Genomic DNA, 19,934 nt, shown 5'->3' with positions numbered 1-19,934 from the left:
GTTCCATCTTCGGCAGGTGGGGCGGGAAGGGAAACATCCCCCGTACCGCGCTGACGCGGTGCGGGGGATGTCGGGTGTCGCTGTGCGTCAGTCCGCGGTCGCCTCGGCCGGCGTACCCGCGCCGGAACCGCCACCACGACGGCGCCGGCGGCGACGCGGCTTCGACGGCTCACCGTCGGCGGCTGCGGCGGCCGGCTCGGACGGACCGGCGTCGGCGGAGATCACCGCGGTGGGCTCGCCCACGACCACCTCGCCGGCCCGGCGGCGACGCCTGCGACGCGGGGTACGGGTGCCCTCCTCGGCGGTGTCGTCAGTGGCCGCCTCGGCGGCGACCGGCGTGGCCGCGTCGGAGCGGTCCCGACGGCCGTCGCCCCGGCCACGGCGCTCGCCCCGACCCTCGCCGCCACGGCTGTCACCGCGCCGGGAGCCACGGCCGCCGCCGTCGCCGCGACGGGAGCGCGTGGTGCCGCCCAGGTCCTCCTCGATCTCGGCGGACAGCCCGGCCCTGGTGCGCTCGGCGGTGGGCAGCGTGCCGGTGACCTCGGTGGAGATGTGCAGGTCGGTGTAGAGGTGCGGGGACGTGTGGTACGTCTCCGGCGGCTCCGGCATCTCCAGACCGAGGGTCTTGTCGATGATGCGCCAGCGCGGCATGTCGTCCCAGTCGACGAAGGTCACCGCGACGCCTGTCGCCCCGGCCCGGCCGGTACGACCGATCCGGTGGGTGTAGGTGTCCTGGTCTTCCGGGCAGTCGTAGTTGATGACGTGGGTGACGCCTGTGACGTCCAGACCCCGGGCGGCCACGTCGGTGGCGACCAGGATGTCGATCTTCCCGGCGCGGAACGCCCGCAGCGCCCGCTCACGGGCGCCCTGGCCAAGGTCACCGTGCACCGCGGCGACCGCGAACCCGCGGAAGTCGAGGTCCTCGGCCACCCGGTCGGCGGCCCGCTTCGTACGGGTGAAGATCATGGTCAGCCCGCGACCCTCCGCCTGGAGGATGCGCGCCACCACCTCGACCTTGTTCATCGAGTGGGTGCGGTAGACCAGCTGCTCGGTCTGCGGCGACGGCCCGGTCTCGGCGGTGTGCCCGGCGTGGATCGTCATCGGCTGGCGCAGGAAACGCCGCGACAGGGTGACGATCGGGTCCGGCATGGTGGCCGAGAAGAGCATGGTCTGCCGGTCCTCCGGCAGCATCGCCAGGATCTTCTCGACGTCGTCGAGGAAGCCCAGGTCGAGCATCCGGTCGGCCTCGTCCAGCACCAGCGCGTGGACGCGGTCGAGGCGCAGGTGCTTCTGCTTCTGCAGGTCCATCAGTCGCCCGGGCGTGCCGACCAGGATCTCGACGCCCTTGCGCAGCGCCTCGATCTGCGGCTCGTACGCCACGCCGCCGTAGATCGGCAGCACCCGCACGCCACGCGTACGGCCGGCTGCGGCCAGGTCCTTGGCGACCTGGATGCCCAGCTCACGGGTGGGGACGACGACAAGCGCCTGCGGGACGCCGTCGCTGCCCTCGCTGGGCGCGAACACCCGGTCCAGCAGCGGTACGCCGAAGCCGAGGGTCTTGCCGGTGCCGGTGGGCGCCTGACCGATCAGGTCGACGCCGCGCAGGGCGATCGGGATCGCGTACTCCTGGATCGCGAAGGCGCGGGTGATGCCGGCCGCGGCCAGCGCCTCGACGGTCTCGTCGCGGGCGCCGAGTGCGGCGAAGGTGGGGGCCTCCGGTCGAACCGGGGCGGTGGGGGCCAGTTCCTGGCCGTCCATCAGGTCTTGAGTCAGATCGCTCATGTGGATGTGGGGGTGCCCTCTCGTGGGTGCGCCCCGTCATGTCCTCAGGGCGCGTTCGGTATGACGCGGGCCACACGGTCGGGGGCACACTGCCGAGCCGGACCGGGCCGCACGCGCGCCGCGGGCTGAGCTTCGATCAGATCGGCGCCCACGGCAACTGCTCTATGTTACCTGAACAGGCAAGCTCACGTCCCGATTCCCGGTCGGCCAGCCGCCACGCGGGGTCGGCGGATGTGTCCTGCGTCACATTATCCGCATCGAGTTCCGCGCGGTAGCCTGCGCTCGTGTCCGCGCCGACCACCCCCGGTCCCGCCGTGGCCGACCTGCTGGGCCTGGTCGCCTTTGGTGAACTGCTCGCCTTCGAGCGGATGGCCGGCGACTCCCGACTCGCCCCCGACCTGCGCCGCCGGGCCACGCTCGACGAGATGGCGGCGGCCGAGATCAGCAACTACCGGCGGCTCGCCGACCGACTCACCGAGCTGGGAGTGCCGCCGGCGGACGCGATGGCCCCCTACGTGGCGCCGTTGCAGGCGTACCACGACTCGACCGAGCCGCGGGACTGGGCGGAGGTGGTGACCAAGGCGTACGTCGGCGACGCCATCACCGACGACTTCCTCCGCGAGATCGCCGACACCCTGGACGGGCCAGACCGGGCGCTGGTGCTCGACGTCCTGCACGACTCCGGGTACGCGGAGTTCGCCGCCGCCGAGATCAGAAAGGCCGTCGCCGCCGACCCCCGGGTGGCCGGGCGGCTCTCCATGTGGGCCCGCCGGCTGGTGGGCGAGGCGCTGTCCCAGGCCGGCCGTGTCGCCGCCGAGCGGGCCGCGCTCACCGCACTCGTCGGGCGGGGCGACCGGGTCGACGTACCCGGGCTGTTCGGGAGGCTCACCACCGCGCACACCGCGCGGATGGCAGTCGTCGGCCTCAACAACTGAAACCGCGGCACCGGCCCGCGGCAGGTACGACTGCGCCGACCTGCCGCGACGGCCGGACCGGTCAGCGGACGGTGAAACCGACCGCGCGCGGCGACGCCTCGGCGATCTCGACGTACGCGACCTTCTCGACCGGCACGATCACCCGCCGGCCCTTCTCATCGGTCAGGGAGAGCGTGCCGCCGTTGCCGGCGAAGGCGTCGGTCACGATCTGCTCGATCTCGGCCGGCGACTGCGCGCTGTCCAGAACCAGCTCGCGCGGCGCGTACTGCACGCCGATCTTGACCTCCACTGTGCCTCCTCAACTGGGGCGAAAGAACCGCCAGGCGAAGGCTATCCGATCACGGGGTGAGTGGTCAGGCTGACTCACCTTGCAGCGGGAAGCTGGCGATGCCCCGCCAGGACAGCGCCGCCACCAACGCCTCGGCCTCCGCCTTCGGCACCTGCCGACCGCCGGCCAGCCAGAACTGGGCGGCCGTCTCCGCCGCGCCGACCAGCCCGGAGGCGAGCAGCTCGGCGTGCGCCCGGCTCACACCCGTGTCCGAGATGATCGTGTCGGTGATCGCCGCGATGCACCCCTGCTCGACCCTCTCCACGCGCTGCCGTACCGCCGGGTCGTTGCGCAGGTCCGATTCGAAGACGAGACGGAACGCCTCGCTCTCGTGGTCGACGAAGTCGAAGTACGCCCGTACCGACGCGCCGACACGTTCCTTGTTGTCGATCGTGCCGTGCATCGCGTCGCGCACCTTGGCGACGATCGCGTCGCAGTGTGTGTCGAGCAGGGCCAGGTAGAGGTCCATCTTTCCGGGAAAGTGTTGGTACAGGACGGGCTTGGAGACCCCCGCCCGTTCGGCGATGTCGTCCATCGCCGCGGCGTGGTAGCCCTGCGCGACGAACACCTCCTGGGCCGCCGCGAGCAGCTGCTTACGGCGCGCCGACCGGGGCAGACGGGTGGGTCGGCCAGCGGTCTGTGCGCCATTCCCCGCAGCGGTCATGGGATCCTCCGAGTTCTCCGTACGAGCCGGCATTTTCCCCCCAGACCGGGCGAGGCCCGTGACCCTCGTTGTGGAAATGGCCCGCCGCTGTAACTTATCGCCACTGTCGCCACACGGTAGCCTCAGCGGGGGCGACCAAGGAGCGCGCGGTGAGTGAAACAGGGCAACCCGGAGCCGCCACCCCGGGAGAGCACGGTGACGGAACGGGTCAGCACGACGACCCGGGCCGTTCCGGCAGTGGGTGGGCGCCCCAGTCGGGCGGGTGGTCCCGGGCCGCCGAGCGTGCGGACGACCCGGAGCAGGCGACACGTTGGCAGCCCGACCCGGCGGCCGGGTGGCGTACGTCATCCGCGCGGCACGGCGACCTGCCGCCGCCACTGGCCGGGCCGCCCGACGGTCCCGAGCCACCGGCCCGTGTCAACGGCCACCACACCAACGGCGTCCGACACGCCGGAGCCGAGGCCAACGGCGTCCACCACCCGGGGCTCGACGCGTCGCCGGGCCGCCCCGCGCCGGTGAGCGCGCCGCCCGGTCCTACCGACGACGACCGGCCCGCTGCGGGCGGCGACCGGCTGGTGGTGCCCGCCCAACGTCCCGCACCGTCGCCGCCGGCCGTCCAGGTGCCTCCCGTGGGCACCGCCGCCTCGGGTTTCGAGGTCCCGCCCGGCTTCCACGCGCCCAGCGCCGACCGGCTGGCCGCCGACGACCAGTCAGCCGCGCCGCGCGAGTGGAGAAACCCGCTACCGGCGGAGGCGTCCGCCGAGTCCGGCCGCACTCCGGACCTGCCTACCGACGACCCTGCCGAACCGCCCCGGTCCGCCGAGGGCCCCCGCGCCGCGGACCCGCCCCGGGCCGGGGAGTCGTCGGCCATCGAACCGGACTGGTCCGGGCCGAACTGGAACCGCCCGAGCTGGGGCAGCGGCTGGGCGCCACAGTGGTCCAGACAGGATGACGAGCCGACCGGCCGCCGGGCCCGGGACGAGTCCGCCCCGGGCTGGGTCGCCGAGCCCAACCTGCCCTACGAGCCGGTACGCGCCGAGCCCACCCGCCCGTACGAGCCGGTACGCGCCGAGGCGCCCCGCGCGTACGACGCCGACCGGGACGCACCCGAACCGGAGCCGACCCCCGAGCGCCCGTCCTGGGCCGGCGAACGCCAGGCGACCACCCCGGTCAGCGCGCCGCCGAAGGACCGCCCGTCCTGGGCTGCTCCGGCCCCGAGCGCCACCCCGCCTGTCGACCGGCAGCCGCGTGCTGCCGAATCGGCACCGACAAGTGGCCCGCCCGCCCCCGCGGGGACGGCGCCCTCGGCCGTCGATCGGCCGACCTGGGCCGACGGCCCCGCCCCGACCAGCGCCCCGCCGTCCCGCCCGTCGTGGGCCGGCCCGGCTCCGACGAGCGGCGCGCCGTCGCGCCCGTCGTGGGCTGGTGGGGCTGATGCGGCTCCGACGAGCGGCGCGCCGTCGCGGCCGTCGTGGGCCGGTCGGCCTGAGTCGGCTCCCACGCCCTCCGCCGAGCGGCCGTCCTGGGCACGCCCGCCGTCGACCGACCCGACGCCTGCTGCGTCCCCCGCCCCTACAGCGACGGCTCCCGCCGACGTGCCACCGCCGGCGGTCATGCCACCCCCGGCGGTCATGCCACCCCCGGCGGTCATGCCACCCCCGGCGGTCATGCCACCCCCGGCGGTCACGCCGCCACCGGCGCCCGCCGGTCCGGCGCTGACTGCGGAACGATCCTCCTGGGCCGGTGGAACGCCCACGGCGTCCAGCAGCCCACCGCCGGCCGAGCGGCCGGACTGGTCCGAGGGGCGCATCCCCGCGTCCCCGGGTGAGCGCCCGTCCTGGCCGGCGAGCATGCCCCGACTCGACGAGGCGGGCGACGGGCCCGGCCCGCTGCGCCCCGAGCCACGGTCGGTCGCACCCTTCCGGCTGCGCCCGGCGACCCCTGAGCCGCCGGAGCCGCCCCGCCCCGCACCCTCGTCGACCGGTCCGACCTCCACCGACGCCGCACCCGCGTCGACGGGCGTCGTCCCGGGCGCGAGCGGCCGCCGTGACCGGCCCTCACCCGCGTCAGCCCCTCCCTACGCGGCACGCCGCTCCGCCCCCGACCCGGCCGACCCCGGCCGTCGAGCGGAAACGACGGCGGCGGTGCTGCCGCAGCGCGTCCCCGCCGAACCGGACGTGCCCGTCGTGCCGGAGCCGCCAGCCGTGGAGCCCCCCGCCGAAACCCCGGAACTCGCCCGTATCGCCACCCACCTGCGCCGCGACGACGAACCCGCGCCTCTGCGGGAGCGCCCCGAGGGGTTCGACGTCAACGCCATCCTGGACGCCGTCCGGGAGGTGGCAGGCGTCCGCGACGCGGCGCTGCGGCGTACGCCGGCGGGCGCGCACAGCCTCCGACTGGACCTGGCCGACGGCGCCGACCCGGCCGAGGTGAGTCGACAGGTCGCCCGGCTGCTCCAGGAGCGGATGGGTCTCGCCGCCGCCCCGCAGAACCTGCCCGGACTGCCCACCACGCCGGCCCCGCCGGTCCGCCGCCGCAGCGCAGAGCCGCGCAGCCCCGAACCGCGCAGCCCTGAGCCCCGTGGTGTGGAGCCGCGCAGCGCCGAGTCGCGTGCCGTCGAGCGGCGCGCCCCGGAGACCCGGGACGCCGGCACCGAACCACGGCCCGGGGAGGTACGCGCCGCCGAGCCCACCGTGAGCGGGCGGGTGGAGACCCCGCCGGTGGGGGACACGTCACGTCGTCGCCGGCAGAGCGCCCCGCACCGGGGTCGTGCCACCGTGGAGGAGCCGGGCTCGGTCTCGGCCGCGCCAGCCGGGGCCGCCACCGGCAGCCCGGCGACGCTCGGGACGTCGTACTCCGGTGGTCAGGTGACCACCACGGAGTCGGCGCCGTCCCGGCCGCTGGACACCGGCGGCACGCCGGGTCCCCGGGTGGTGATCGACCACGTGCAGGTGAGCACGTTCGGGCTGGACGCCAACGTGGAGGTGCGGTTGCTGGCCGGCGGCGAGAACGCCTCCGGGTACGCGACCGGGCCGGCGGTGGACGGGTACGTGCTGCGGCTCTGCGCGGTGGCCGCTGCCGCCGCCGTGGACGAGTTGCTGCGCGGCGTCGAGAACGCCGAGCGGGGGCGCTGCTTCGTCGAGCACGCGGCGGTGGTGCCGTTCGGCAACTGCGAGGTGGCGACGGTGGTGGTGCTGCTGGTCTGCGAGGGCTGGGTGGAGCAGCTCGCCGGGTCGGCGCTTGTCGCAGGTGACCCGCGGCAGGCGGTGGTTCGGGCGACGCTGGCGGCGGTGAACCGTCGGCTGGAGGCACTGCTGTCCTGAGTGGTCCGGGGCAGACTGGAACGATGAAATGCGCCATCCTCTGGCCGGACGAGCTTCTGCCCGAGCACCGGGTTCCGCCGCCGTGGCCGGGGCGTGAGGTACGCCTCGGCAGCTCGGTCACGTACGTGCGGGACACTCCGGCAACCGCCGCCGGAGCGGAACCGGCGTTGTACGTGCACGGGCTGGGCGGCTCGTCGCAGAACTGGACGGACCTGGCCGGGCTGCTCTCCGACCGGCTCGACGGTCAGGCCATCGACCTGCCCGGGTTCGGTCGCAGCGAGCCGGGTCGCCGCTACACGATCCCCGCCTTCGCGGATCTGGTCGTCCGCTGGATCGAGCACTCCGGCCGGGGGCCGGTGCACCTGTTCGGCAATTCGTTGGGCGGTGCGGTCTCGGTCCAGGTGGCCGCCCTGCGACCGGACCTGGTCCGAACGCTCACCCTGATCTCTCCGGCGCTGCCGTTCCTCGACTTCCGGCGCTCGTTGCAGGGTCGGATGCTGCCGGTGCTCGCCATCCCCGGGGGTGAACGGCTCGTCGGCCGGTACCTCACCCAGCTCGCGCCCGAGGTGATGGCCCAGCAGGTGCTGGAGGCGTGTGTGGCTGACCTCGACCGGATCTGCGACCAGCGCCGCGCCGAGGCGCTGGAGGAGATCCGGGTGCGCTACGAGGCGGAGCACTACGCGGCCGCGTACGTGCGGACGTTCCGCGGGTTGGTCTCCAGTTTCCTGCGGGCGTACCTGCCGGGGTCGGGGTCGCTGTGGCGGCTGGCCCGGTCGGTGCGGGCGCCGACGCTCGTGGTGGGCGGTCGGGCGGACCGGCTGGTCGATGTGCGGGTCGCGCCGCAGACCGCGCGGGTCATCCCGGACAGCCGTCTGCTGATGCTCGACGGCGTGGGTCATGTGGCGCAGTTGGAGGTGCCCCGGCTGGTCGCCCGGGCGGTGGTGGGTCTGCTCGCCGAAACGGAGGACGCGACCGGGCGGTCTGATCTGGCAGGCTGAGCCGGATGCCCAGGTCAGCTCGCCGTCACCGTCGCTTCGCCCTGTTCGCGCAACTGGTGGCGGTGGTGGTGGCCGTCGGTGCGGTGGTGACCGTGGTCGCCGAGGGGCCGGGTGGCCGTCCCGAGGCGGACCGGCTTGCGGCGGACGAGATCAGCAGCGCGCCGCCGCCGCTGGTGGCCGCGCCGCTGCCGCCGTCGGCGGACCCGTCGCCGTCCGTGTCGGCGTCGCCGAGTGCGCCTGCGGTGCTGCGGCTGCCGGGGTCGGTGCCCAGCGCGGGTGCGGGCCGGTTCGGTTACGACGACCGCTCCGGCCCGGTGCTGGGTCGCGCGGGTGAGTTGCGGCGCTACCGGGTGGCCGTGGAGTCGGGCAGTGCCGAGGACGCCGTCGGGTTCGGGCGGGCCGTCGAGGCGGCGCTCGCCGGGCCGGGCAGCTGGGTCGACAGCGGGCGGCTGCGGTTGCAGCAGGTGCCCGGCAACGCGCCCCGCGACTTCACCGTCTATCTGGCCACGGCCCGTACGGCGGGTCGGATGTGCGCCGCCGGTGGCGTGGACATCCGGATCGGGGGTCGCCCGTACACGTCCTGCCGGGCACCCGGTCAGGTGATCATCAACCTGGACCGGTGGCGGCTGTCCGTGCCGCACTACGTCTCGGCCGGTGTGCCGCTGTCGGTCTACCGGACTTACGTGGTCAACCACGAGGTGGGTCACCAGCTCGGGCACCGGCACGAGCGCTGTCCGGGGGCGGGGCGGCCGGCGCCGGTGATGATGCAGCAGACGCTGTTCCTCAACGGGTGTCGGGTCAATCCGTGGCCGTACCTGGACGGACGCCGTTACGCCGGTCCCGGGCTGTGACGAAGAATCCCTCTTGCGTGAATAGCGGTATAAGAGGAGAAATGCCCGAATAATCTGGCAGGCTGGACGTCATGACGCCGTCGTCCCCTTACGGCCCGCCTCAGCCGCCCGATCCGTCGGGCCGGTCGGCGTACCGGCACGGCCGTCCCACCCTCGTCCGGATGCGCCGGCGCCGGCGCCGCAGCCTGCTGATCGGCGCGCTGGTGCTCGCCACCGCCGTCGGTGTGACCGTCTCCCGCGGCGGCGAACCGCCGGCCGACGTGCCGGCCACCACCACCCAGGGCGGAATGGGACTGGGCGGTGGGGCCGCCCACCCGGCGCCCAGCAGCTACCCGTCCGTCGGCGCGGGACGCTTCACCGCCGCCGACGGCGGAACCACAGTGCACGGCGAGGACGGCCCGCTGCACCGGTACCGGGTCGCTGTCGAACGCGGCACCGGCCAGGACGTCGACGCGTTCGCCGCCAAGGTGGACGAGGTACTGACCGACAGGCGCAGCTGGATCGCCTCCGGTGAGTTGCGCGTCCAACGGGTCGCCGACGCGGGGGCGGCCGACTTCACCATCTACCTGGCCACCCCCGTCACCTCGGAGCGGATGTGCGCCGAGGGTGGGCTGAGCACCGAGCGGTACACGTCCTGCCGGCTGGCCGGGCAGGTGATCATCAACCTGGCGCGCTGGCAGGAGGCCGTGCCCGACTACGGCGCCCCGCTGGACACGTACCGCACCTACGTCGTCAACCACGAGGTGGGCCACGAGTTCGGCGAGCAGCACGAGGCCTGCCCGGGCCCGGGTGAGCCGGCGCCGGTCATGCAGCAGCAGACGTACGGCCTCGAGGGCTGCGTGGCAAACGCCTGGCCGTACGTCGACGGTCGTCGCTACGCGGGTGACATCGTCCCCTGATCGACCGGCTGTCGGTTATTCCCGCTCCCGCATCGCGGACCACGTGTCCTCCCTCATGGCCGAGGGGTGCTCCGGCGAGCAACAATGGCGCGGTTCACACCGCCGATCCCGGGGAGTCCACCGTGTCGTTGCCCCCGCTCGTCGAGCCCGCCGCCGAGCTGACCGTTGACGAGATCCGCCGCTACTCGCGCCACCTGATCATCCCGGACGTCGGGGTGGCCGGGCAGAAGCGGCTGAAGAACGCCAGGGTGCTCTGTGTCGGGGCCGGTGGCCTCGGCTCGCCCGCCCTGCTGTACCTCGCCGCGGCGGGAGTCGGCACGCTCGGCATCATCGACTTCGACACCGTCGACGAGTCGAACCTCCAGCGCCAGGTCATCCACGGCGTGTCAGACATCGGCCGGTCCAAGGCCGAGTCCGCCGCCGCGTCGATCCGCGAGATCAACCCGCTGGTCAACGTGGAGATCCACAACACCGCCCTGGACCGGGAGAACGTCCGCGAGATCTTCGCCCAGTACGACCTGATCGTCGACGGCACCGACAACTTCGCCACCCGCTACATGGTCAACGACGCGGCGGTGCTGCTCGGCAAGCCGTACGTCTGGGGCTCGATCTACCGCTTCGACGGCCAGGCGTCGGTGTTCTGGGCCGAGCACGGCCCGTGCTACCGCTGCCTCTACCCGGAGCCGCCGCCGCCCGGCATGGTCCCGTCGTGCGCCGAGGGCGGCGTGCTCGGTGTGCTCTGCGCGTCGATCGGCTCGATCCAGGTCAACGAGGCGATCAAGCTGCTCACCGGCATCGGTGAGCCGCTTGTCGGCCGCCTGATGGTGTACGACGCCCTGGAGATGGAGTACCGCAAGATCAAGGTCCGGAAGGACCCGAACTGCGTGCTCTGCGGCGAGAACCCGAGCGTCACCGACCTCCTCGAGGACTACGAGGACTTCTGCGGCGCGGTCTCGGTGGAGGCCCAGGAGGCGACGCTCGACTCGACGATCACCGCGCTGGAGCTGAAGGAGTGGCAGGACGCCGGCAAGGACATCTTCCTCGTCGACGTCCGGGAGCCGGCCGAGTACGAGATCGTCCGGATCCCCGGCGCCACCCTCATCCCCAAGGGCGACATCATCTCCGGTGACGCCCTCGCGCAGTTGCCGCAGGACCGGCAGATCGTGCTGCACTGCAAGTCCGGGGTCCGCTCGGCGGAGGCGCTCGCCGCGCTCAAGGCCGCCGGGTTCCGCGACGCCGTGCACGTGCAGGGCGGCGTGCTCTCCTGGATCAAGCAGATCGACCCGTCGCTGCCCGCGTACTGACCGGTTGAGCCGGGACGGCGTCACCGCCGTCCCGGCAAATCGACGCACATGACGACGAGTCGCCGTCGGGCCGGAGCGACGCAGCCACTCCCGGCTGGCCGATTCCCCGAGGCGGTATCGCGTCTGCGCAGGTAGCGTTCCCGCCGTGGTCGACATGGAAGCCGCCATCGGGTTCGTCGTGGCGCATGGGGACGCGGTGGAACGCGCCCGTCTCTCGTGGCTTCGCAACGGCACCCCGGTGCCCGCCGAGCTGTTGGAGACGGCCGAGGTCGGCCAGTCGTCCGACGGCGGTTGGCCGGCGACGTGGGGTGGCGAGGTCGCCTCGATCGACGCGACCTGTTTCCGGCTCGCCGAGCTGGACGACCTGGGCGCGCTCGGCCGTCCCGCCGCCCGCCGCGCACTGGACTGGCTGGCGTCACGCCAGCAGGCCGACGGCGGCTGGGACGAGGACGCCTCGCTGGCCGGCTCCGCTCCGGAGTGGGCCCGTCCCGGCGACCCCGAGGCCAAGCTCTTCGTCACCGCCAACGCGGGCTTCTGGCTCACCGTCGCCGGGCTGGACGCCCGCGCCTCCGGGCCGCTCGATCACCGGGTCGGCGGGGCGTACGCAGGCGTCGTCCAGGCGGCGGCCCACTCGATAGCCGGACGGATCCGCCCGGACGGCAGCTGGCCGTCGTTCCTCGCCGCCGGCTGGCTGAGCGCGGCGGTGCTGCACCGGCAGGACATGTTCCACGAGTCGGCGCGCATCCAGGTGGTGCTGGCCGAGCGGATGGCGACGATGTCCCCGGGTGACGTGGCCTGGTTGGCGGCCACGCTACGCCGGGTCGGCATCGACGCGCAGGACTGGGTGATGGTGCGGGCGCTGCGCCGGCTGGCCGAGACGCAGCGCAGCGACGGCGGCTGGGAGAGCGACGACGGCCACCAGTTCGACGTGCACACCACGCTCTCGGCGATCCGGGCCTGCCGCCCGGTGACCGTCGCCTAGCGGACGTGCCCGTTCCCGGTGACCACGTACTTGGTGCTGGTCAGCTCGGGCAGACCCATCGGGCCGCGGGCGTGCAGCTTCTGCGTGGAGATGCCGATCTCCGCGCCGAAGCCGAACTCGCCCCCGTCGGTGAAGCGGGTCGAGGCGTTCACCATCACGGCCGCCGCGTCCACCCGGGCGACGAACTCGCGGGCCGCGCTCGCCGAGTCGGTGAGGATCGCCTCGGTGTGCCCGGTGCCGTAGCGCCTGATGTGCGCGACCGCCGCGTCGAGCGAGTCGACAACCGCGACGGAGATGTCCGCCGACAGGTACTCGGTGGCGAAGTCCTCGTCGGTGGCCGGGACCACCGCTGCGGAGTACGCGGCCACCTCAGGGGTGCCGTGCACCGTCACCCCGGCCTCGGCGAACGCGGCGAGCGCGGCCGGCAGGAACGCGTCGGCGACGTCGGCGTGCACCAGCAGCGACTCGGCCGTGTTGCAGGTGGAGAGGCGCTGCGTCTTGGCGTTGAGCGTCACCGCGACGGCCTGTGCCACGTCGGCGGCGGCGTCCACGTACACGTGGCAGTTGCCCACCCCGGTCTCGATCACCGGCACTGTCGACTCCTCGACGACTGTGCGGATCAGCGACGCGCCGCCGCGCGGGATGAGCACGTCGACAAGCCCCCGGGCGCGCATCAGCTCCTTGACCGAGTCGCGGGAGCTGGCGTCGAGCAACTGCACCGCGTCGGCGGGCAGGCCGGCGCCGGTGATCGCGTCCCGCAGCACCGCGACCAGCGCGGCGTTGGAGTGCGCGGCCGACGACGACCCGCGCAGCAGCGCCGCGTTGCCTGACTTCAGGCAGATCCCTGCGGCGTCCACCGTCACGTTCGGTCGCGCCTCGTAGATGATGCCGACCACCCCGAACGGCACCCGGATCTGGCGCAGCTCCAGGCCGTTGGGCAGGGTCGAACCGCGGACCACCTCGCCGACCGGGTCGGGCAGCGCGGCCATCTGGCGCAGCGCGTCGGCGATGCCGGCCACCCGGCCCGCGTCGAGGGCGAGCCGGTCCAGCACGGCCGCGCTCAGCCCGGCCTCGCGGCCGGCCGCCAGGTCCGCCTCGTTCGCCGCCAGGATCTCCGGGGTACGCGCCACAAGCGCGTCGGCCATCGCGACAAGCGCGGCGTCCTTCGCGGTACGGGTGGCGGTGGCCAGGTCCGCTGCGGCGTCCCGCGCCCGTCGCGCCTGCTCGGTCACGCTCATCATCGACTCCTTAGAGCAGTACCAGGTCGTCGCGGTGGACGACCTCCCGTTCGTATGCCGGGCCGAGCGCCGCGGCGAGTTCGGAGGTGGAACGACCGAGCAGCCCGGGCAGCTCCACCGCGTCGTAGTTGACCAGGCCGCGGGCGACCGGCGCGCCTGCGGTGTCCACCAGGTCCACCGGGTCGCCTGCGGTGAACGTGCCGTCCACCGCGGTGATGCCGGCGGGCAGCAGCGACTTGCGCCGCGCGACGACCGCGGCCACCGCGCCCGGGTCGAGGTGCAGCCGCCCCCTGGGTGAGGTGGCGTGGGCCAGCCAGAACAGCCGGGCGGTGGGGCGTTGCCGCTGCGGGTGGAACAGCGTGCCGACCGGCTCACCCGCCAGCGCCGGAGCGGCCAGGTCGGCGGCGGTGAGCACCACCGGGATGCCGAAGCCGGTGGCGATCCGGGCGGCCTCCACCTTGGTGACCATGCCGCCGGTGCCGACGCCGGAGCGGCCGGCCCCGCCGATGGTGGTGCCGGCGAGGTCGGCGTCGTCGCGGACCTCGGTGATCCGGGTCGACTGCGGCCGGGTCGGGTCGCCGGTCCAGAGGGCGTCCACGTCCGACAGGAGCACCAGCAGATCGGCGTGCACGAGCGCGGCCACCAGGGCGGCCAGCCTGTCGTTGTCCCCGAACCGGATCTCCTCGGTGGCCACCGTGTCGTTCTCGTTGACGATCGGCACCGCCCGCAGGTCGAGCAGCTTGCGCAGCGTCCGGTACGCGTTGCGGTAGTGCGCGCGTCGGGTCACGTCGTCGACGGTGAGCAGCACCTGCCCGACGGTGCGGCCGTGCCGGGCGAAGCTGGCCGCGTACCTGCCGATCAGCAGGCCCTGCCCGACGCTGGCGGCGGCCTGCTGGGTGGCCAGGTCGCGCGGACGTCGGGTCAGGCCGAGCGGGGCCAGGCCGGCGGCGATCGCGCCGGAGGACACCAGCACCACCTCGCGCCCCTCGGCGGTGAGCCGCCCCAGGGTGTCGACGAGCGCGTCGACCCGCCCGTCGGCCAGGCCGCCCGTGGCGGTGGTCAACGAGGAGGATCCGATCTTGACGACGACCCGCCGGGCCGCCGTGACTGCGTCGCGCACCCGCCCATTCTGCGTGGTCACGGCGGCAGCGCCCGGCGACGTTCCCATATGGTGGCCGATTGTGACACCTGACGAGTACGTCGAGGCGGTGCTCGACCTGGTCGAGCGCATCCCGCCGGGCCGGGTGATGTCGTACGGGGCGGTCGCCGACGCGCTCGCCGAACGCTCGGGCCGTGCCTCCGCGCGCCTGGTGGGAAACATCATGGCCCGGCACGGCGGCTCGGTGCCCTGGCATCGGGTGGTCAGCTCGGCCGGTCGGTTGCCGCCGGGGCACGAGCGGGAGGCACGCGCCCGGCTGCGCGCCGAGGGCGTGCCGCTGCGCGGCGAAGGAGTGGACATCCGGGTGGCGGGTTGGTCCCCGCTGGAGGGGATGTGACCTCCGGCATAACGTGAGTAACATTCGGCCCCATGAACCCGCCGCCGGGTGCCACCGGTACGCCTACCGCTGCCCCGCTGCCCCGGACGGTGCACGCCGGATACGCGCTCGGATCCCTGGCCACCGGCGCGTTCGGCACCGTGCCCGGTCTGCTGCTGCTGCCGTACCTGACCGACACGTTGGGCGTGGCCGCCGGGGTGGCCGCCCTGCTGGTGCTGCTGCCGAAGGCGTGGGACGTGCTTGTCAACCCGGTCGCCGGGCGGATCTCCGACCGCACCCGGTCCCGCTGGGGCGCGCGCCGTCCGTACCTGCTCGTCGCCGGTCTCGTGCTGGCTGTGCTCTTCGCGGCCATCTTCGCCGCGCCGTTCGGCAACGGTCCGGCCGCCGGGGCGTACGTGGCGCTCGCCTTCCTCGCCACCGCCACCGCGTTCGCCTTCTTCCAGGTGCCGTACGTGGCGATGCCGGCGGAACTGACCGACGACTACAGCGAACGCACCCGCCTGATGACCTGGCGGATCGCCGTGCTGGCGCTGACCATCCTGGTCTCCGGCGCCCTCGCCCCGCTCGTGGTGACAGCCGGCGGCGACGGCCTGCCCGGGCACCGGTGGATGGGCCTGTTCGTGGCGACGCTCATCGCCCTCGGCGCCGTCGGCGCGTTCGTCGGCACCCGCGCCGCGCCGACCGGCACGGTGGGCGGCAGCGAACCCAGCCTGCGCGCCCAGCTCGCGGTCGCCGCCGCGAACCGGCCGTTCCGGGCGCTGCTGATCTGCTTCGTGGTGCAGTCCGCCGGGGTGGCGACCATCCTGGCCGGCGTCAACTACTTCGCCGGGCAGATCCTGCGCGACGAGCAGAGCGGCCCGACCCTGCTCTTCGCCTGCTTCGTCGGGCCGGCGCTGCTGGTGATGCCGGTGTGGAGCCGGGTCGGCGCCCGGCTGGGCAAGCGGGCCGGCCTGGTCGCCGCAGCCGTGATCCTCGCCGCCGGGGCGCTCGTGCTGGTCGCCGCGCCGGTGCTCCCGCCGGTCGCCGTGTACCTGGTGGTCGCGGTGATCGGCGTCGGGTACGCCGGGCAGCAGGTCTTCGCGTTGGCGATGCTGCCGGACTGCGTCGCGTACGACACGGCGCGCACCGGTCGCCGGCAGGCGGGTGTCTTCACCGGCCTGTGGACCGCGGGGGAGACCCTCGGCCTGGCCCTCGGGCCGGGCATCTACGGTCTGGTGCTCCAGCTCTCCGGGTACGTGTCGTCCGACACCGGCACGGCGGCTGCCCAGTCGGATGCGGCCCGCCTCGGCGTGCTCCTGGGCTTCACGGTCATCCCCGCCGTCCTGATCGCGCCCCCGATCCTCCTGCTGCGCCGCTACACCCTGACCCCGGCCATCCTGGCCGCCGCCATGCACCACCCGCGCGTCGGGCAGGAAGCCGTGGTGGGGGACCGTCACGAGAAGGGCACCATGACTCCATGATCGACAAGGACGGGGTGGCGGCGGACGTCGTGCTCGCCGAGATCCGCGCGCTGCGGGACGGGGACCGGCCCACCCACGGCGGCCGGCTGTTCGCGTACGTCTACGACCCGGCGGTGCCCGGGCTCGACGAGCTGGCCGCCGCCGCGCACCGCGAAAGCGCCCACGTCAACGGGCTCGACCCGACCGCGTTCCCGTCCCTGCTGGCGATGGAGAACGCGCTCGTCGGCGCCGCGGCCCGGGTGCTCGGCGGAGGCCCCGGCACCACCGCCGAGGAGGTGGTCGGCAGTGTCACGAGCGGCGGCACCGAGTCGCTGATCCTCGCCGTCAAGACGGCCCGGGACGCCCACCCGGAGATCGCCGCACCCCGGATCGTGGTGCCGTCGACAGCGCACGCCGCGTTCGCGAAGGCGGCGCACTACCTGCGGGTGGCACTGGACGTGGTGCCGGTGTCCCCGGACACGCTGCGCCCCGACCCCGCCGCGATGGCCGCCGCGATCGGGCCGGAGACGGTGCTGGTGGCCTGCTCCGCGCCGTCGTACGCGCACGGGGTGGTGGACCCGGTCGCCCAGATCGCGGCGGCGGCGGCCGGGGCCGGGGTGCGCTGCCACGTGGACGCCTGCTTCGGCGGTTGGACCCTGCCGTACCTGCGCCGCCTCGGCGAGCCGGTGCCGGCGTTCGACTTCGCGGTCCCCGGCGTCACCTCGATCTCGGTGGACCTGCACAAGTACGCGTACGCGCCGAAGGGGGTGTCGGTGCTGCTGCACCGCGACGCCGCGCTGCGCGCCCCGCAGTACTTCGCGTACGCGGACTGGCCCGGGTACACGATGATCAACCCGGTGATCGCGTCCACCCGCTCGGGCGGGCCGATCGCCGCCGCGTACGCCACACTGCGGCACCTGGGCGACGACGGCTACCTGCGGCTGGCCACCGCCACCCGGGACGCGGTGGCCGGCCTCGCCGACGCGGTCCGTTCCGTCGACGGACTCCGGCTGATGGCCGAGCCGGAGTCGACTGTCGTCTGCTTCACCGCCACCGAGGGCGGGCCCGACCTGTTCGTCCTGGTCGACGAGCTGACCGCACGTGGCTGGCACACCCAGCCCCAACTGTCGTACGCCGGTCTGCCGGCAAGCGTGCACCTCACGGTGACCGCCTCGGTCGCGCCGCGGGTCGCCGAATTCGCACCGGACCTGGCGGACGCGGTGGCCGCCGCCCGGGCGGCCGGTCCGGTCGCCCTCCCGCCCGAGTTGATGGCGCTGGCGGCGTCGCTGACCCCTGACGCGCTCACGCCCGATCTGGTCGCCGGGATCGCCGGCGGGCTCGGGCTCGGTGCCGGGAACGCGCCGACGCCGGACCGGATGGCTGTGGTGAACACACTGCTCGACGCCGCGCCGCCGGCGCTGCGGGAGCGGCTGCTCGTCGAGTTCGTGGGTCTGCTGCAACGGCCCTCCTGGTGAGCGCAGCGCCGGCCCGCGGCGCACACCCAAGCGGTGTGCGACGCGGGCCGGCGGATGTCACCGGTAGGCCATGGCGACCCGGTTGTCGGCGTCCTTGAGGTCCAGCAGGAAGTTGAAGTCGCCGCTCATCGGCCGGGCCTCCACATCGGCTGTTCCCGTGCCCACCGGGGCGTCCTTCGCGACCCGGAAGCTCAACGTCAACGTCACCTCCGCGCCGGCCCCGATCCGGCCAAGGCCACAGGTCACCGGCCGGCTGGTGTCCTGCGGCTCGTTTGTGCACGGTGCCCACCCGTCGACGTCCGGGCGGACGTCCGACGGCAGGTTCAGGCGCAGCTCCACGCGCGGGACCGCCGCGGTGCCCTTGTTGCGGATCCGCACCGTTGTCGTACCCGTTCGTGAGCCGTCATCCGCAGTGCCCAGCACGAGCGCGGTGGCGGTGACCGCGAGGTCCGCGGAGTGCGGGTTGGGCCCGAAGCTCGTCGGCCCGGAGACCTGGGCGAAGGCCGACCCCTTCCACCGGTAGCCCCGCCACTGTCGCTGGGACCATTCGCCGGGCCAGCCACCGCCGGGGGCGATGTCGCCGACCTGCACCCGCACCGTGCCGTCGTCGGCCACGTCGAGCCCGAACAGCCACTGCGGCTTGTCGATGGTGGTTGCGGCCACGCGGCCGAGGGTGACCACCTTCCCCTCCTCGTCCCGGTCGAAGGCGACCACCTGCATCGGCCCCCGGGTGCCGAGCACGCACTGCACGAGCGCCACGGTCTCCACCGCCCCGTCCCCGTCGACGTCACCGTGGTCGAGCGCGATCAGCCAGTTGACGCCCTCGCGGTCGTCGCCGCTGATCCGCACGGCCGACGTCGGGCAGCCCGGCCCGGCCCGCCAGGCCGGCAGGGTCACCGTCGCACCGAGCAGTTGCGCCCGGCTGAACCGGCCGTTGGGCGCGGTGGAGGCGGGGCCGCCGCTCGTCGCGGACGGGCTGGTGGTCGGGGTCGCCGGGTCGGTCGGGGTCGGCGACACCGAGATGCTCGGCGTCGGGTCGACCGGACCCGGCCGGTGCTCCGGCCCGATCATCGCCGCGTACCCGACGGCTGATCCGCCGAACAGCGCGAGCGCCGCAGTGGCGGTGGCCAACAGCCGACGACGGCCGCGTCCCCGTACCGTCCGCCGGACGGCGGCGGGCCCGGGCACCTCGACCTCCTCCAGCACGGTACGGCGGTAGTGGGCGAACTCTTCGGCGAGGCCGAGGGTCTCCTGCTCAGACATCTCGCACCTCCTCGGTGGTGTCGCGCAGGTGCGTGGCGAGGGCCGCTCGGCCCCGGTGCAGCCAGGACTTGACGGTGCCCTCGGCGACGCGTTCCTGGGCGGCGATCTCGGCGACCGACAGATCGGCGAGGTAGTGCAGGACGACGGCCCGCCGCTGTTTCGGCGGCAACTTCGCCAGCGCCGTGTCCAGGGCGACCCGGTCGGGGCTTGGTCCCGCCACGTGGGTCTCCCGCTGCCGCAGCAGCCACGCCTGCGCGGTCCGCAGCCGCCGCCAGCGGTTGTGGCCGAGGTTCCAGGCGACCCGGCGCACCCAGGCCAGCGGGTCGTCGTACCGGGCCAGTCGGTCCCAGTGGGCGTACGCCCGGCAGAACGCCTCCTGGACCAGGTCCTGTGCCTGCCCACGGTCACCGGTGTACGCGGTGAGCTGGACGACCAGCCCGCGGAAGTGGGCGTGGTAGAAGTCGTCGAAGACCAGTTCGGCTGCCACCGGGGCGGAACCGCCCGACGGGTCGGGGGGCCGCCCGCCCACCCGTACTTCTCTCGTCACAAGCACTCGTCCTCCCCGTGGTGGCCGCGGACAGCGTGTCCCGCCGGCACCCGTCACACAGCCGGACACTCCGAGCGGTTGCGTACCTTCGGCCGACCTTTTGTGTCGTGTCCGGGACATCGCCAGCCATGCACAGCGAGGTCGATCAATCAACGGGCATGAGTATAGATAAATGTCACTAAATGGGGGTTTTATGGCATTCGCCGGTTCCGTACGGTCAATTCATCAGCCCAACGACACGGGGAGAGCGATGATGATGCGAAAGATCCTGATCAGCGGAGTGACGGCGGCAGCTGGCCTGGCCCTCGGCCTGGGCGGCGTGGCGGCAGCCGTCACGGCGATCGGCCCCGGCCCGGGCGCGCCTGGGGAGATCGGCCCCGGCCCGGGCGTGTCCCTGGCCATCGGCCCCG

Annotated in this window: 17 protein-coding genes; 10 read left to right on the top strand and 7 right to left on the bottom strand. The window is 73.9% G+C overall.

What is annotated here, in order from left to right; translation table 11 throughout:
* Positions 1 to 87 precede the first annotated feature (87 nt).
* Positions 88 to 1,782 carry a DEAD/DEAH box helicase gene (locus ACZ6N8_RS22495; protein ID WP_466012416.1) on the bottom strand — a complete coding sequence of 565 codons (1,695 nt, stop codon included), beginning with the start codon at positions 1,780 to 1,782 and terminating at the stop codon, positions 88 to 90.
* Between the two features lie 284 nt (positions 1,783 to 2,066).
* Between ACZ6N8_RS22495 and ACZ6N8_RS22490 the strand changes: the two genes are divergently transcribed.
* Positions 2,067 to 2,717, top strand: a complete 651-nt coding sequence (locus ACZ6N8_RS22490) for a ferritin-like fold-containing protein (protein WP_466012414.1) — start codon at positions 2,067 to 2,069, stop codon at positions 2,715 to 2,717.
* A 61-nt stretch (positions 2,718 to 2,778) separates the two neighbouring features.
* Here ACZ6N8_RS22490 and ACZ6N8_RS22485 read toward each other — a convergent pair whose 3' ends face one another.
* Positions 2,779 to 3,006 (bottom strand): DUF3107 domain-containing protein, encoded by a 228-nt coding sequence (locus ACZ6N8_RS22485; protein ID WP_030329796.1) that lies wholly within the window; start codon positions 3,004 to 3,006, stop codon positions 2,779 to 2,781.
* Between the two features lie 64 nt (positions 3,007 to 3,070).
* Positions 3,071 to 3,709: a TetR/AcrR family transcriptional regulator gene (locus tag ACZ6N8_RS22480; protein WP_139586375.1), complete on the bottom strand. Its 639-nt coding sequence runs from the start codon at positions 3,707 to 3,709 to the stop codon at positions 3,071 to 3,073.
* A gap of 1,649 nt (positions 3,710 to 5,358) precedes the next feature.
* Here ACZ6N8_RS22480 and ACZ6N8_RS22475 point away from each other — a divergent pair.
* The 6 genes from ACZ6N8_RS22475 to ACZ6N8_RS22450 all read left to right on the top strand — a co-directional run bounded on the left by ACZ6N8_RS22475 (position 5,359) and on the right by ACZ6N8_RS22450 (position 12,066).
* Positions 5,359 to 7,032: a hypothetical protein gene (locus ACZ6N8_RS22475; protein WP_466012473.1), complete on the top strand. Its 1,674-nt coding sequence runs from the start codon at positions 5,359 to 5,361 to the stop codon at positions 7,030 to 7,032.
* A gap of 23 nt (positions 7,033 to 7,055) precedes the next feature.
* Positions 7,056 to 8,030: an alpha/beta fold hydrolase gene (locus tag ACZ6N8_RS22470; protein WP_466012412.1), complete on the top strand. Its 975-nt coding sequence runs from the start codon at positions 7,056 to 7,058 to the stop codon at positions 8,028 to 8,030.
* Between the two features lie 5 nt (positions 8,031 to 8,035).
* Positions 8,036 to 8,881: a DUF3152 domain-containing protein gene (locus ACZ6N8_RS22465; RefSeq protein ID WP_466012410.1), complete on the top strand. Its 846-nt coding sequence runs from the start codon at positions 8,036 to 8,038 to the stop codon at positions 8,879 to 8,881.
* Between the two features lie 161 nt (positions 8,882 to 9,042).
* Positions 9,043 to 9,780 (top strand): DUF3152 domain-containing protein, encoded by a 738-nt coding sequence (locus tag ACZ6N8_RS22460; RefSeq protein WP_466012409.1) that lies wholly within the window; start codon positions 9,043 to 9,045, stop codon positions 9,778 to 9,780.
* Positions 9,781 to 9,902: 122 nt separating this feature from the next.
* On the top strand, positions 9,903 to 11,084 hold the full coding sequence (gene moeZ / locus ACZ6N8_RS22455; RefSeq protein ID WP_466012407.1) for an adenylyltransferase/sulfurtransferase MoeZ: 1,182 nt from the start codon (positions 9,903 to 9,905) through the stop codon (positions 11,082 to 11,084).
* Between the two features lie 154 nt (positions 11,085 to 11,238).
* Entirely contained in the window at positions 11,239 to 12,066 is an 828-nt protein-coding gene (locus ACZ6N8_RS22450) for a prenyltransferase/squalene oxidase repeat-containing protein (RefSeq protein ID WP_466012471.1), read from the top strand.
* On the opposite strand, the gene ACZ6N8_RS22445 is transcribed toward ACZ6N8_RS22450, so the two are convergent.
* Positions 12,063 to 13,304 carry a glutamate-5-semialdehyde dehydrogenase gene (locus ACZ6N8_RS22445; RefSeq protein ID WP_466012405.1) on the bottom strand — a complete coding sequence of 414 codons (1,242 nt, stop codon included), beginning with the start codon at positions 13,302 to 13,304 and terminating at the stop codon, positions 12,063 to 12,065. The two genes, ACZ6N8_RS22450 and ACZ6N8_RS22445, sit on opposite strands and share 4 nt — an antisense overlap.
* Positions 13,305 to 13,314: 10 nt before the next feature.
* Positions 13,315 to 14,472 carry a glutamate 5-kinase gene (gene proB / locus ACZ6N8_RS22440; RefSeq protein ID WP_466012404.1) on the bottom strand — a complete coding sequence of 386 codons (1,158 nt, stop codon included), beginning with the start codon at positions 14,470 to 14,472 and terminating at the stop codon, positions 13,315 to 13,317.
* A 13-nt stretch (positions 14,473 to 14,485) separates the two neighbouring features.
* On the opposite strand from proB, the gene ACZ6N8_RS22435 reads away from it, so the two are divergent.
* Genes ACZ6N8_RS22435 through ACZ6N8_RS22425 form a run of 3 tightly spaced genes read left to right on the top strand, consistent with a single transcriptional unit; the run spans position 14,486 to position 17,714 of the window.
* Complete coding sequence (locus ACZ6N8_RS22435; RefSeq protein ID WP_364373262.1) at positions 14,486 to 14,800, top strand: MGMT family protein; 315 nt, start codon at positions 14,486 to 14,488, stop codon at positions 14,798 to 14,800.
* A gap of 32 nt (positions 14,801 to 14,832) precedes the next feature.
* Entirely contained in the window at positions 14,833 to 16,260 is a 1,428-nt protein-coding gene (locus tag ACZ6N8_RS22430; RefSeq protein WP_466012402.1) for an MFS transporter, read from the top strand.
* Complete coding sequence (locus ACZ6N8_RS22425; RefSeq protein ID WP_466012400.1) at positions 16,257 to 17,714, top strand: pyridoxal phosphate-dependent decarboxylase family protein; 1,458 nt, start codon at positions 16,257 to 16,259, stop codon at positions 17,712 to 17,714. Before ACZ6N8_RS22430 ends, ACZ6N8_RS22425 begins: the two co-directional genes overlap by 4 nt.
* A gap of 57 nt (positions 17,715 to 17,771) precedes the next feature.
* On the opposite strand, the gene ACZ6N8_RS22420 is transcribed toward ACZ6N8_RS22425, so the two are convergent.
* Positions 17,772 to 18,977 carry a hypothetical protein gene (locus tag ACZ6N8_RS22420; protein ID WP_466012399.1) on the bottom strand — a complete coding sequence of 402 codons (1,206 nt, stop codon included), beginning with the start codon at positions 18,975 to 18,977 and terminating at the stop codon, positions 17,772 to 17,774.
* Positions 18,970 to 19,506 carry an RNA polymerase sigma factor gene (locus ACZ6N8_RS22415; protein WP_466012397.1) on the bottom strand — a complete coding sequence of 179 codons (537 nt, stop codon included), beginning with the start codon at positions 19,504 to 19,506 and terminating at the stop codon, positions 18,970 to 18,972. Before ACZ6N8_RS22415 ends, ACZ6N8_RS22420 begins: the two co-directional genes overlap by 8 nt.
* Between the last annotated feature and the right edge of the window lie 428 nt (positions 19,507 to 19,934).

The sequence above is a fragment of the Micromonospora sp. NPDC047521 genome (genome assembly GCF_055587305.1).
The sequence above is the reverse complement of the archived record's forward strand: the minus strand, read 5'-3'. Positions and strand labels throughout refer to the sequence as shown.

What these genes read in the sequence shown, in the direction of transcription:
- ACZ6N8_RS22425 (WP_466012400.1), top strand. Translation starts at nt 16,257, where the DNA reads ATGATCGACAAGGACGGGGTGGCGGCGGACGTCGTGCTCGCCGAGATC.
- proB (WP_466012404.1), bottom strand. Translation starts at nt 14,472, where the DNA reads ATGGGAACGTCGCCGGGCGCTGCCGCCGTGACCACGCAGAATGGGCGG.
- ACZ6N8_RS22445 (WP_466012405.1), bottom strand. Translation starts at nt 13,304, where the DNA reads ATGAGCGTGACCGAGCAGGCGCGACGGGCGCGGGACGCCGCAGCGGAC.
- ACZ6N8_RS22430 (WP_466012402.1), top strand. Translation starts at nt 14,833, where the DNA reads ATGAACCCGCCGCCGGGTGCCACCGGTACGCCTACCGCTGCCCCGCTG.
- ACZ6N8_RS22495 (WP_466012416.1), bottom strand. Translation starts at nt 1,782, where the DNA reads ATGAGCGATCTGACTCAAGACCTGATGGACGGCCAGGAACTGGCCCCC.
- ACZ6N8_RS22460 (WP_466012409.1), top strand. Translation starts at nt 9,043, where the DNA reads ATGCGCCGGCGCCGGCGCCGCAGCCTGCTGATCGGCGCGCTGGTGCTC.
- ACZ6N8_RS22470 (WP_466012412.1), top strand. Translation starts at nt 7,056, where the DNA reads ATGAAATGCGCCATCCTCTGGCCGGACGAGCTTCTGCCCGAGCACCGG.
- ACZ6N8_RS22475 (WP_466012473.1), top strand. Translation starts at nt 5,359, where the DNA reads ATGCCACCCCCGGCGGTCATGCCACCCCCGGCGGTCACGCCGCCACCG.
- ACZ6N8_RS22450 (WP_466012471.1), top strand. Translation starts at nt 11,239, where the DNA reads ATGGAAGCCGCCATCGGGTTCGTCGTGGCGCATGGGGACGCGGTGGAA.
- ACZ6N8_RS22465 (WP_466012410.1), top strand. Translation starts at nt 8,036, where the DNA reads ATGCCCAGGTCAGCTCGCCGTCACCGTCGCTTCGCCCTGTTCGCGCAA.
- ACZ6N8_RS22480 (WP_139586375.1), bottom strand. Translation starts at nt 3,709, where the DNA reads ATGACCGCTGCGGGGAATGGCGCACAGACCGCTGGCCGACCCACCCGT.
- ACZ6N8_RS22420 (WP_466012399.1), bottom strand. Translation starts at nt 18,977, where the DNA reads ATGTCTGAGCAGGAGACCCTCGGCCTCGCCGAAGAGTTCGCCCACTAC.